Genomic DNA, 13,998 nt, shown 5'->3' with positions numbered 1-13,998 from the left:
CTCGGAGGGGGGAGGCCCGCAGCGGCCTCCCCCGATTGCATGACGGAAGGGTTCAGCCCAGGTGCTCCAGGCAGTGGTCGATCAGCAGTTCCAGCTCGGCGTGGTAGTCATCCATCAACGCTTGCACGGTTTCGGGGCGATAGCGGCGTGTGCTGTAGACACAGCGCAGCGCCAGGCAACCGTCGTAGACCTGGCCGATGATCTCCAGCCAGTTGGCCAGGCGGGCCGCCGGGCTGTAACAGTCCCCGGTGTCCTCGGCGGCGGGCACCAGCATCGCCTGGTCATCGAAGCTCTGGTCGAACTGCCCCAGGTAGTTGAAGGTGATGCGGGCCTGGGGCAGGCGCGCAAGACGCTCGCCCAGCGCAGGCTCGCCGAGGTAGCGCAGCACGCCATAGCCGATGCCTTTGTTAGGTATCGCCTGCAGTTGCCCCTGGATGGCCCGGATCGAGCCACCCATGTCCGCCTCGGGCTGCAAGCGCACCGGGAACATGCTGGTGAACCAGCCCAAGGTGCGGGACAGGTCGAGCGCCTCGAACAGGTCTTCGCGCCCGTGGCCCTCCAGTTGCACCAGCACCGACTCCTGCTCGCTCCAGCGGCACAACACGCGCCCCAGCGCAGTCAGCAGCAGGTCGTTGATCTGCGTGCCGTAGGCCGCAGGGGCCTCCTTGAGCAGGCGCGTGGTGTGGGCCGCCGAAAGCACGACCCTGGCCACCGCCTGCTGGCTGACCTCGTTGCGGCCCCTGGGGTTGTCGCAGGGCAGATCACGGCCGGGACGGTCCAATTGCCCCAGCCACCAGTCGGTTTCCTCGCTGGCGATGCGCCCTGCGTCCTGCGCCAGGCGCTCGACCCAGGCGCGGTAGCTGCTGCTGCGCATCGGCAGCACAGGCTCCAGGCCCTGGCAACAGGCCTCATAGGCGGTGCGCAGGTCCTCGAGCAGCACCCGCCAGGACACTGCGTCCACCACCAGGTGATGGATCACCAGCAACAGGCGTGCTTCACCGTCCGCCATGGCCACATGCAGCGCGCGCCACATCGGGCCGTTGGCCAGGTCGAGGCTGCGCTGCGCTTGATTGGCCAGGCAGTCCAGTGCCTGGGCATCGGCGGCCTCGCGGCGCCACAGCACCGGCGCACAGGCCTCTTCGTCCAGGTAATGCTGCATCCAGCGCCCACCGTCGCGGGTAAAGCGCAGGCGCAGCGAATCGTGGTGACGCTGGATCACCGCCAGGGCACGCTCCAGCGCATCCAGGTCCAAGGCGCTGCGCGCCTTGAGCATCAGTGCCTGGTTGAAGTGGTGCGGCTCGCTCATGTCCTCGGCGAACAACCACTCTTGAATCGGCAACAAGCGGAACGCCCCTTCGACGGCTTGCAGGCTGTCATCCTCCACCGGGCCAGCCAGGCTTTCCACTGGCCGCTCGCAGATGCCGGCGATGGTCTGGTAACGCAGCAGATCGCGCAGCTTGAGGTCGAGCGCCAGGTCCGGATGGTTCTTGACCCGCGACACCACCTGCAGGCTGAGAATCGAATCGCCCCCCAGCTCGAAGAAGTTGTCTTCGATCCCAACCTGCTCCACCTGCAGCACCTGGGCCCAGATCTCAGCCAGCAACTGTTCTTCAGGGGTGCGCGGGGCCACATAAGCCTCCTGCTGGAAGCTCGGCGCTGGCAGCGCCTTGCGGTCGAGCTTGCCGTTGGGGGTCACAGGGAACGCCGCCAGCACCATGACCTGCACCGGCACCATCCAGTCCGGCAGGCTGGCGCGCAGGGCCATTTTCAGGCTGTCCCCTGCCACCCGCTGATCCGCCACCACGTAACCCACCAACTGCTTGCCGGAGGCGCTTTCACGGGCCACCACCAGTGCATCCTCGACGCCCGCCTGACGGCGCAGGGCCGCCTCGACTTCACCCAGCTCGATCCGGAAACCGCGAATCTTCACCTGCTGGTCGATGCGCCCCAGGTAGTCGAGGATGCCATCTTCGCGCAAGCGTACCAGGTCACCGGTACGGTACAGGCGCGCACCCGGCACACCGAACGGGTCGGGCACGAAGCGCTCGGCCGTCTGCCCGGGTCGGTTCTGGTAGCCACGGGCAACACCTTCACCCCCGATGTAGAGTTCGCCTGCGAAGCCAGCCGGCAATGGGTTGAGCTGCTCGTCCAGCACATGCAGGCTGCGTTCACCCACCGCGCAGCCGATAGGCGCGTAGTCGGCGCCACAGCGGTCGCTGTCGGCGGCCTTCCACAGCAACGGGGTCACCACGGTTTCGGTAGGGCCGTAACCGTTGGTGAAGTAACGGGGGCGCAGCGCCGCCCTCACCTGCTCGAAGCTGCGCTCCGGCACCGCGTCGCCACCAAAGCAGTAGATACGCACGGGCGGTGCCGGCCTCCCACTGCCTTCGACGAATTCGGCCATCTGCTTGAGGTAGGCCGGTGGGAAGCAGGCGATGTCGATGCGCTGCTCATGCAATGCGCGGCAGGTCTGCTCGGGCGTCCACAGGCTGCCATCACGAATCACCAGCGTGCCGCCGACCATCAAGGTGGTCAGCCAGCGCTCGTGGGCACCGTCGAAGGCAAAGGACATGAAGTGCAGCTCGCGCACCCCGGGCCCCATCTCGTAGCGTTCGGCGATGGCCTGGCAATGCATGCTCAACGGCCCTTGGGGTACAGCTACCCCTTTTGGCCTGCCCGTGGAACCCGAGGTGTAGATCAGATAAGCCAGGTTGCCTGGGTCGGCCTGCACTGCAGGTGCCTGCTCTGGCCACTGACGGTCGTCGGTTTCATTGAGCAACACGCGCCGCAGGGTGACGGGGGCCGGTACACGGTCCTGCAGATCCTCCCGGGTGATCAACAGCGCCATCCCCGAGTCCTCGACCATGTAGGCCAGGCGCTCGGCCGGATAGTCGATGTCCAGTGGCAAGTACGCGGCGCCGCTTTTCATCACGGCCAGCAACGCCACCAAGGTCTGTACCGAGCGCTCCAGCGCGACGCCGATGACCACTTCCGGCCCAGCGCCCAACGCCAGCAAGCGGTTGGCCAAGCGGTTGGCGGCACGTTCCAGTTGCCGGTAATCCAGCTGCTGCGCGCCACACTGCACTGCCACCGCGTGTGGGCGCTGCTGGGCATGGCGCGAAATGAGCGCCACCAGCGGCTCAGGTTGCCAGGTATGGCCGGGGGTTTCACTCCAGCGTTGCAAGGCCTGGCGCTGCACCTGGGGCAAGCGTTGCAGGTTACCCAGTTGCACCTGCGGGTTGGCCAGGATCTCCTCCAGCAAATGCTCCATCATCGCGCGGATACCTTCCACCACCGGCTCGGCGAAGCAGCCACGCAGGTACAGGTATTCGATGGACAACTGGTCCCCCAGATGCACCGCAAGGTCCATGGGGAAGTTGGTGACGTCATGGTTGGACGACTGGCCAAAACTCAGCCCGCCCTGCGCACTGCCCCCCAGGCGTTGGTCGATGGGGTAGTTCTCGAACACGATGATGCTGTCGAACAACGGTTGACCACCCTGGCCAGACCAGCGCTGCACGTCGGCCAACGGCGCGTGGGCATGCTCGCGCAGTTCCAGGTTGTCACGCTGCAATGCCTGCAACCAGTCGATCAGACGTTGTTCGGCGTCCATCTGGCCGATCACTGGCAGGGTATTGATGAACAGGCCGAGCATGCGATCAGCCCCGGCCAACCGCTCCGGCCGCCCTGCGACGGTGGCGCCGAAGCACGGTGCCGACTGGCCGGTGTAGCGCTGCAGCAACAGCAGCCAGGCACCCTGCACCAGGGTATTGGCCGTGATGCGCAGCGCTCGGCAGCGTTGTTGCAAGTGGGCGGTACGCTCGGCATCCCAGCGGGTGTAGATCGCGTGGTGCCCTGGCGTGTCGCTGGCGTGGCGAGGGTGTACCGACTGGCTGAGCGACGTGGGCTCGTCCAGCCGCTGCAGGCGTGCTTTCCAGAAGCGTTCCAACGCGCCCTGGTCCTGACGCTGCAACCAGGCGATGAAGTCGCGGTAACGGCCGATCTCGGCACTGCTGCGGCCTTGGTGATATTGCTCCATCACCTCGCCGAACAGCTGCGAGCTGGACCACCCGTCCATGAGGATATGGTGGCTGGTCCAGGCCAGGTGATAGCGCTGCGGCGCCACACGGATCAGCAACAGCCGCTGCAGCGGTGCGCGGGTCAGGTCGAAGCCGCGGGCACACTCGGCTTCGGCGCGAGCCGTCAGGCGCTGCGCGTCCACCGCTTCGCCACTCCAGTCCAGCACCTCAAAATCCAGGCGCGCCTGGCGGTGCACTACCTGTACCGGGCGCGGCAACCCTTGCCAATGGAAACTGGTGCGCAGGATGTCGTGGCGGGCCATGACGCGTTGCCAGGCCGCTTCGAAGCGATCGGGGTCGAGACCGTCGACAGGCAGGCACACCTGGTTGACGTAGAGCGCCGAACCGCCATCGGAGAGGGTATGGAACAGCATGCCCTCCTGCATCGGCGACAACGCGTACAGGTCTTCGATGTCCTCCAGCGCCACCGGCAGCGCATCGAGCTGTGCCTGATCCAGGCCGGACAACGGGAAGTCCGACGGTGTCACGCCCCGATGGACCGGTTGCCGGCAATGCTCGACCAATGCCTGCAGGGCGTTCTCGAATGCCGTGGCCAGCGCCTGCACGCGGGCGGGCTCGAACACGCAGTCACTGAACGTCCAGTTCAGGCTCAGCGCCCCTTCATGCACCTGGCCGTCGAGGCTCAGCCAGTTGCCCAGCGGCGCGCCCTCATCCATACCGCTGCCGGACGCTTCCTCGGCCAGGGTCCACAAGGCATCTGCGCTCGCGCCAGCATCGAACTGCCCCAGGTAGTTGAAGGTGATGCGCGGCTGCGGCAAAGCCGACAGTGCATCCCGGGCGGCCTGTGGCCCGAGGTGGCGCAGCAGGCCATAGCCGAGGCCTTTGTTCGGCACGGCGCGCAGTTGTTCCTTGATGCGCTTGATCGACGCGCCGATGTCGGCTGCCGGTTCCAGGCGCACCGGGTAGAGGCTGGTGAACCAGCCTACGGTGCGGGACAGGTCGATGTCCTCGAACAGCGCCTCACGGCCATGCCCTTCCAATTGCACCAGCGCCGACGCTTCGCCGCTCCAGGCGCACAGGGCCTGGGCCAAGGCCGTCAGCAGCAGGTCATTGACCTGGGTGCGGTAGGCCGCTGGGGCCTCCTGCAACAATGCGCGGGTCAACACCGTGTCGAAGCGGCTGGTCAGGGTATGGGCATGACGCTTGGCCTGGCTGCCGTCGTGGTGGTCGGCCACAATGCCTTCGCCGCCGTTGGCCAGCAGGGCCTGCCAGTAGCCCAGTTCGGCGCCCATGGCCTCGGACTGGGCATGGGCCACCAGGCGCTCGCCCCAGGCCTTGAAGGCGCAGGTCTTGGCGGGCAGCCGCAGCGCTTGTGCCGCTTGCAGCTGACGGTAGGCTGCCTGCAGGTCCTCCAGAAGGATGCGCCAGGATACGCCGTCGACCACCAGGTGGTGGATGACCAACAGCAAACGCTGGCTGCCATCAGGTGCATTGGCCAGCAACGCCCGACACAGCGGCCCCTGCTCCAGCGACAGGCTGCGTTGGGCCTTGTCGAACGCCTGCTCAAGGTCACCGGCGGTGACCCGCTCCAGGTGCACCGCCGCGCCGGTGTCGACGTGCTGCTGCACCCAGCGCCCGTCCTCTTGGCGATAGCGCAGGCGCAAGCCATCATGGTGCGCCACGACATGCTGCAGCGCCGCCTCCAGCCGATCCGCGTCCAGGGTTTGGGTCGGGGTCAACAACAACGACTGGTTCCAATGTTGGCGGTTGGGGATGTCCGTTTCGAAGAACAGCCGCTGGATCGGCAGCAAAGGCGCCTCACCGGTCACCGGCCCTTGGTCCACCTCGCTCGCCGCCTCGGTCTGCTGGGCAACCATGGCCAGGCGCTGCAAGGTCTGCTGTTCGAAAACATCCTTGGGCGTGAAGCGCAAGCCCTGCTGACGCGCACGACTGACCAACTGGATGGAGACGATGGAGTCGCCGCCCAGCTCGAAGAAGTTGTCACCCAGGCCGACCTGGTCAATGCGCAACACGTCCTGCCAGATAACCGCCAGGCACTGCTCCACCTCGCTTTGCGGCGCCTCATATTCGCGCCGTGACTGGCCCAGCTCCGGCTTGGGCAGTGCCTTGCGATCGAGTTTGCCGTTGGGCGAGAGCGGCATGTGCTCGAGCAACACCCACTGGCTTGGCACCATGTAGTCGGGCAGCACGGCGGCCAGGTGGGCCTTGATCGCGTCCAGCCCCTCGGCCAACTCAGCCACCAGATAAGCCACCAGTTGCTTGCCGCTTGGGCCATCGGCAGCCACCACCACCGCTTCGCGTACTGCATCCTGCTCCTGCAGGCGCGCTTCGATTTCACCCAGCTCGATGCGCAGGCCGCGGATCTTCACCTGATGGTCGATACGCCCGGCATATTCGATCACCCCGTCCTCGCGCTGGCGCGCCAGGTCGCCGGTGCGGTACAGCCGCTCGCCGCTGCCAAACGGGGCAGTGACGAAGCGCTCGGCAGTCAGGGCCGGGCGGCGGTGGTAACCACGGGCCAGGCCGATGCCGCCCAGGTACAGCTCGCCAGTCACACCAGGGCTGACCGGGTTGAGCTCGCCGTCCAGCACGTAGGTGTGCAGGTTGGCGATCGGCTGACCGATCGGTACCGCGTCCTTGCCTTCCTCGACACAGGTCCAGTGGGTAACGTCGATTGCCGCTTCGGTCGGCCCGTACAGGTTGAACAGGCCGCTGTGCGGCAGCAGCGCCAGGGTTTGACGTTGCAGTTCCACCGGCAGTGCTTCGCCAGAGCAGATGATCCGCCGCAGCGACGTGCAGCGCGCGGCGTTCTCGTCGCCGACGAAGGCCTGCAGCATCGACGGCACGAAGTGCAAGGTGCTGATCTGCTCGGCAGTGATCAGCTGGACCAGGCGGGCCGGGTCACGGTGGTCACCCGGCAGCGCCATCACCAGGCGGGCGCCCTCCATCAGCGGCCAGAAGAACTCCCACACCGACACGTCGAAGCTGAACGGGGTTTTCTGCAGCACGCTGTCACCCGCGCCGAGCGGGTAAGCCTCTTGCATCCAGGCCAGGCGGTTGTGCAAGGCGACATGGCGGTTACCAGCCCCTTTGGGCTTGCCGGTGGAACCGGAGGTGTAGATGACATAGGCGAGGTTTTCCGGGTGCAGCAGCACCTCCGGGTTGTGCTCGCCCTGCTCGCTCCAGGCCTGGCGCTGGTCCAGCGCGAGCACCGCCAGCCCGGCAGGTATCGGCAGGTTGGCGCGCAGGTGCGACTGGGTCAGCAACAGGGCGATGCCGCTGTCCTCGAACATGTAGGCCAGGCGGTCCTCGGGGTATTCAGGGTCCAGCGGCACATAGGCGCCACCGGCCTTGAGGATCGCCAGCAGGCCGACGACCATGTCCACCGAACGTTCGGCGGCGATACCTACCAGCACGTCCGGGCCTACGCCCAGGCCACGCAGGTGGTGGGCCAGGCGGTTGGCCTCGACGTTCAGTTCGGCATAGCTCAGGGTGCGCTCGGCAAAGGTCAGCGCCGGGGCCTGCGGCTGGCGGGCAGCCTGCTGTTCGAACAGTTGGTGCACATAGGGCGTGCCGGGGTATGCCCGCGCCGTGGCATTCCACTGCTCGACTACCTGTTGCTGGTCGGCTTGCTCCAGTAGCGGCAACTCGCCCAGCGGCGTTTGGGGCTGCGCCATGAACTGCAGCAGCAGGTGCTGGAGCTGGCCGGCGATGCGCCGAATGGTCGGTTCGGCGAAGTCCTGGGTCAGGTAATTGAAGGCCAGCTCCAGTGCTTCACCGACCTGAGCGATCAGGGTCAAGGCATAGCCGCTCTGCTCGCTGTAGGCCAGGTTGCTGAAACCAAGACCGCCCGGCGCCGCCTGCAAAGCTTCGGAAACCGGATAGTTCTCGAACACCAGCAAGGTGTCGAACAGCGCCTCGCCGTTGCGACCGGCCAGGCGCTGGACCTCTGCCAACGGCATGTGTTCATGGTCGCGCAAGGCCAGGTTCTGCGCCTGCACCGCCTGAGCCCACTGGGCCACAGTGAGGGCGCCGTCTGGCGTGGCGACCACCGCCAGGCTGTTGATGAACAGCCCCAGTTGCTGCTCGATACCGACCAGCTCCACCGGGCGCCCGGACACCGTGGCACCGAAAGCCACGCTGCGCTGGCCGGTGTAGCGCTGCAACAGCAGCAGCCAGGCGGATTGCACCAGGGTGTTGAGCGTCACTTGCTGCTGTCGCGCGAAGGCCTGCAGGCGGCGCGTCTGTTCGCTGCTCAGGCGAACGCTGTGCAATGCCTGGCCGGGTTCGGCATCGGCCCCACGGGCGCAAGCCAAGGCCAGACGGGTTGGCTCCTCCAGAGGCGCCAGCTGGCCCTGCCAGAAACGCTGGCTGTCGGCTTTGTCCTGGCGCTGCAGCCAGGCGAGGTAATCCTGATAGCGGCCTTCCGGCGCAGCGACTGCCTGACCGGCGTAGGTTTGCAACACCTCCCCCAACAGACGTGAGTTGCTCCAGCCGTCCATCAGGATGTGGTGGCTGGTGTAGATCAGGTGATGACAGTCCGCCCCCGTGCGCAACAGGCACAAACGCAGCAACGGCGCACGCGCCAGGTCGAAACCACGGTCCAGTTCAGCGGTGGCCCGCTGATCGAGCGCTTGCGGGCATACGGGGTCAGCCTGTTCGACGACGATTTCCAAGGCGGCCTGACGGTAGATCACCTGACGCGGCGCCTCCAGCGCCGCCTCCCAGATGAAACCGGCGCGCAGCAGTTCATGACGATCCACCGCCTGTTGCCAGGCGCTGGCAAACCGTTCGACATCCAGGCCTCGGATGTCCAGGCGCATCTGGTTGACATACGCACGGCCGTTGGCTTCGTACAGGCTGTGGAAAAGCATGCCCTGTTGCATGGGTGACAGCGGGTAGACATCGGCAATTTCACGCGCCGGCAGCGCCAGGGTATCGAGCTGGGCCTGGTCCAGCCCGGCCAGCGGTACGTCGCTTGGTGTCAGCCCGGCATGGGCCTGGACCAGGCAATGCTCGATCAGCGCCTCCAGGGCCTGCTGGTAGGCCTGTGCCAGCCGGGCGATGGTGGCTTCGGCGTACACATCGCCGCTGAAGGTCCAGTTCAGGCTCAGTTCACCACCGAACACCTGGCCATCGACACTCAACCAGTTGCCCAGCGGCGCCAGTGGGTCCTGCCCGGCGCCACGCCCTTCTGCCGCCGGTACCCAGAGCGCGCCCTCGGCAAAGTCGCCATCGAACTGCCCCAGGTAGTTAAAGGTGATGCGTGGCTGCGGCAACCCGGCAAGGGTGGCACGCGCCTCCTCGCTACCCAGATGGCGCAACAGGCCATGGCCCAGGCCTTTGTCCGGGGTGGCGCGCAGTTGCTCCTTGATGCCCTTGATCGCAGCCGCCGTATCGCTGGCCGGCGTCAGGCGCACCGGGAACAGGCTGGTGAACCAACCTACCGTGCGCGACAGGTCGATGTCCTCGAACAGGTCCTCGCGGCCATGCCCTTCCAATTGCACCAGGGCGGACGACTCACCGCTCCAGGCACAGACCACCTGCGCCAGGGCGGTCAGCAACAGGTCGTTGACCTGGGTGCGATAGGCGCCAGGCGCCTCCTGCAGCAGCTGACGGGTACGGGTGGCATCCAGACGGGTCGCCACACTGCGGGCATGACGGTTGTCCATCGCGCCCGTCGGGTTGTCGCGTGGCAGGTCGTGCGGGGCGCCTGCCAGCAACCGTTGCCAGTAGCCGAGCTGCGCCACCATGGTCGCGCAGCGGGCATGCTCGGCCAGACGCTCGCCCCAGGCCTTGTACGAGGTGGTTTTGGCCGGTAGACGCGGCGCCTGGCCGGCCTGCAACTGGCGATAGGCCGCTTGCAGGTCTTCGAGCAGGATGCGCCAGGAGACGCCGTCCACCACCAGGTGGTGGATGGCCAGCAACAGGCGCTGCGTGCCGTCGGGCAACGTCATCAGGGCCAAACGCAGCATCGGGCCTGTGCTCAAGTCGAGGCTGCGTTGCACTTCGGTGCAGAAGGCCGGCAAGGCATCGAGGCTGTCGAACTGGCGATGCCAGACCTGTTCCTCGGCGCTCGGCAACGCCTGGTGCGTCTGCCCCCACACGCCGTCGGCCTGGTGATAGCGCAGGCGCAAGGCATCATGGTGTTGCAGCACCAGGGCCAGGGCCTGGGCCAGCAGATCGCCGTCCAGCGGCTCGGCCGGTGCCAACAGCAGCGACTGGTTCCAGTGCTGGCGATTAGGGATGGCCGTTTCGAAGAAGGCCTGCTGGATCGGCAGCAGTGGCGCCTGGCCGGTGACCGGCCCTTGCTCCACCTGCAGGCTTTCGCTCAGTTGCGCCACGGTGGCCAGGCGGCGGATGCTCTGGTGCTGGAACAGGTCGCGCGGCGCGAAGCGGATGCCTGCCTGACGGGCGCGGCTGACAATCTGAATGGAGATGATCGAGTCACCACCCAGCTCGAAGAAATTGTCGTCCACCCCCACCTGTTCCAGGCGCAGCACGTCCTGCCAGATCAGCGCCAACTGCTGCTCCAGGTCGTTCCGTGGCGCCTGGTACTCGCTGCGCGTTTGCGCCGGATCGGGCTTGGGCAGGGCCTTGCGGTCCAGCTTGCCGTTGGGCGAGAGCGGCATGTGCTCGAGCAACACCCACTGCGCCGGCACCATGTAGTCGGGCAGCACGTCCAGCAGTTGCGCCTTGACGCCCTGCAGGTAGCCACCCTGGATTTCGGTTTCGGCCCGTGCCAGGGACACGGGCTCAGGCACCAGATAAGCCACCAGTTGCTTGCCGCTTGGGCCATCGACAGCCACCACCACCGCTTCGCGCACTGCATCCTGCTCCTGCAGGCGCGCTTCGATTTCACCCAGTTCGATGCGCAGGCCGCGGATCTTCACCTGATGGTCGATACGCCCGGCATATTCGATCACCCCGTCCTCGCGCTGGCGCGCCAGGTCGCCGGTGCGGTACAGCCGCTCGCCGCTGCCGAACGGGGCAACGACGAAGCGCTCGGCAGTCAGGGCCGGGCGGCGGTGGTAACCACGGGCCAGGCCGATGCCGCCCAGGTACAGCTCGCCAGTCACACCAGGGCTAACCGGGTTGAGCTCGCCGTCCAGCACGTAGGTGTGCAGGTTGGCGATCGGCTGGCCGATCGGTACCGCGTCCTTGCCTTCCTCGACACAGGTCCAGTGGGTAACGTCGATTGCCGCTTCGGTCGGCCCGTACAGGTTGAACAGGCCGCTGTGCGGCAGCAGCGCCAGGGTCTGGCGTTGCAGTTCCACCGGCAGTGCTTCGCCAGAGCAGATGATCCGCCGCAGCGACGTGCAGCGCGCGGCGTTCTCGTCGCCGACGAAGGCCTGCAGCATCGACGGCACGAAGTGCAAGGTGCTGATCTGCTCGGCAGTGATCAGCTGGACCAGGCGGGCCGGGTCACGGTGGTCACCCGGCAGCGCCATCACCAGGCGGGCGCCCTCCATCAGCGGCCAGAAGAACTCCCACACCGACACGTCGAAGCTGAACGGGGTTTTCTGCAGCACGCTGTCACCCGCGCCAAGCAGGTAAGCCTCTTGCATCCAGGCCAGGCGGTTGTGCAAGGCGACATGGCGGTTACCAGCCCCCTTGGGCTTGCCGGTGGAACCGGAGGTGTAGATGACATAGGCGAGGTTTTCCGCGTGCAGAAGCACCTCCGGGTTGTGCTCGCCCTGCTCGCTCCAGGCCTGGCGCTGGTCCAGCGCGAGCACCGCCAGCCCGGCAGGTATCGGCAGGTTGGCGCGCAGGTGCGACTGGGTCAGCAACAGGGCGATGCCGCTGTCCTCGAACATGTAGGCCAGGCGGTCCTCGGGGTATTCAGGGTCCAGCGGCACATAGGCGCCACCGGCCTTGAGGATCGCCAGCAGGCCGACGACCATGTCCACCGAACGTTCGGCGGCGATACCTACCAGCACGTCCGGGCCTACGCCCAGGCCACGCAGGTGGTGGGCCAGGCGGTTGGCCTCGACGTTCAGTTCGGCATAGCTCAGGGTGCGCTCGGCAAAGGTCAGCGCCGGGGCCTGCGGCTGGCGGGCAGCCTGCTGTTCGAACAGTTGGTGCACATAGGGCGTGCCAGGGTACTTGCGCCCGGTCTGGTTCCAGCCGCTGATAGCACGTTGATGCTCGCTGGCGGTGAGCATCGGCACATCGCCCAGACGGGCATGGGGCGCCTGGATGGCCGCGGCCAGTAGGTTTTGCCAGTGCGCTGCCATGCGCTCGATGCGCGCGGCATCGAACAGGTCGGTGGAGTAGATCAGCGACGCGCTCAGGCCACCTGGATGCTCGGTGCAGTCCAGGCTCAGGTCGAACTGGGTGGTGGCCATCGCCCACTGCATGGGCTCTACGCTAAGACCCGGCAGCACAGCGGCCAGGCCGGTTTCGCCCGCACTCACCTGGTAGTTGAACATGACCTGAAACAGCGGGCTATGGCTGAGGTTGCGCTCGGGCTGCAGGGCATCGACCAGCTGTTCGAACGGCAGGTCCTGATGGGCCTGGGCGGCCAATGCCACGTCACGGGCCTGCTGCAGCAGGTCGATGAAGGATGCATCGTTGTCCACATACCCACGCAGCACCTGGGTGTTGACGAAAAAGCCCAGCAGACGTTCGGTTTCGGCACGGTTGCGGTTGGCCGTGGGCACGCCTACACGGATATCGCTCTGCCCGCAGTAACGCTGCAACAGCCATTGGAAAGACGCCAGCAGCAGCATGAACGGCGAGCAGCCTTCGCGCTGCGCCAGTTGCTTGAGGCTGGCGAACAGCGCGCTGTCGAGCGCCAGGGTGAAGCGGGCGCCATTGGCACTGCGCAGCGCCGGACGCGACCGGTCCGCCGGCAACTCCAGCAAAGGCTGCTCGCCACCCAGTTGGCCGGTCCAGTAGGCCAACTGGCGGTCGCGTTCGCCCGCTTCCATCCACTGCCGTTGCCAGGCCGCATAATCGGCGTACTGGATGGCCAACGGCGCCAACCCCGCGTCGCGCCCTTGGCAGTACGCCTGGTAGTGGGCAATCAGCTCCTCGACCATCAATTGCATCGACCAGCCATCGGAAACGATGTGGTGTTGGGTCAGCACCAGCACATGCTCGGCTTGCCCCACTTCCCACAGCTTTACCCGCAGTAGCGGGCCGTGCTCCAGGTCGAACGGCCGTTGCACTTCCTCGCCGATGACTGCCCGCAGTTGGGCCTCGTCCGCGTCTGGCAGCGCCTCGCGCACGAACGCGATCTGCCCCTGGGCATGAATGTGCTGGCGCGGCTGGCCTTGCTGTACCACGAATGTGGTGCGCAGCGGCTCGTGCCGGGCCACCAGCGCTTCGAAGCTGCTGCGCAGCGCCTGAAGGTCCAGCTGGCCCTTCAGGCGCAGCGCCGTGGGCATGTTGTAGGCGGCACTCTGCGGCTCCAACTGCCAGAGGAACCATTGGCGCTGCTGGGCATAGGACAGTGGTAGACCATCCCGCTCGGTGAGCGGCACGATGGGCAGCCTGGCAAGGTTGACCCCTTTTTGCGCCAGTAGACGGAACAGCGCCTTGCGGCGCTCGTGATCCAGCCCCTGGATGCGCGCCACCAGTGCCTGTACCTGCGACGACTCCTGCTTAAGCATTGCTGGCCTCCAGTTCATCCAGCGCCGCGAAAATTGCATCGAAATCGTCTTCCATCCCGCCCTGCTCCCCATGTTTGTCGATCAACGCTGCCAGCTCCTCGATAGAGGTGGCCGTGTAGAAGTCCTGCATTGGCAATTCGATGCCCAGTTCGTTTTTCAGGCGCGAGATCACCCGCACCAGCAGCAGCGAATGGCCGCCCAACTCGAAGAAATTGTCTTTCAGCCCGACGCGCTCGACCTGCAGCAGCTCACCCCAAATGGCGGCCAGCTGTTGCTCCAGTTCGCTGCGGGGCGCCTCGTAGTCCGCCAGCAACTGGCGG

Annotated in this window: 1 protein-coding gene and 1 pseudogene; both read right to left on the bottom strand. The window is 66.3% G+C overall.

Going from position 1 to position 13,998, the window contains the following annotated elements:
• Window positions 1-52 precede the first annotated feature (52 nt).
• Entirely contained in the window at window positions 53-13,678 is a 13,626-nt protein-coding gene (locus L6D80_RS01005; RefSeq protein ID WP_236183026.1) for a non-ribosomal peptide synthase/polyketide synthase, read from the bottom strand.
• Window positions 13,671-13,979: pseudogene (locus tag L6D80_RS30200) on the bottom strand (phosphopantetheine-binding protein); the annotation flags it as partial. The gene L6D80_RS01005 and the pseudogene L6D80_RS30200, both read right to left, overlap by 8 nt.
• Between the last annotated feature and the right edge of the window lie 19 nt (window positions 13,980-13,998).

The organism is Pseudomonas ceruminis, from assembly GCF_021602025.1.
Taxonomy (GTDB): Bacteria; Pseudomonadota; Gammaproteobacteria; order Pseudomonadales; family Pseudomonadaceae; genus Aquipseudomonas; species Aquipseudomonas ceruminis.
Note: the sequence above shows the minus strand (reverse complement) of the source record. Positions and strands in the feature narration are given on the sequence as shown.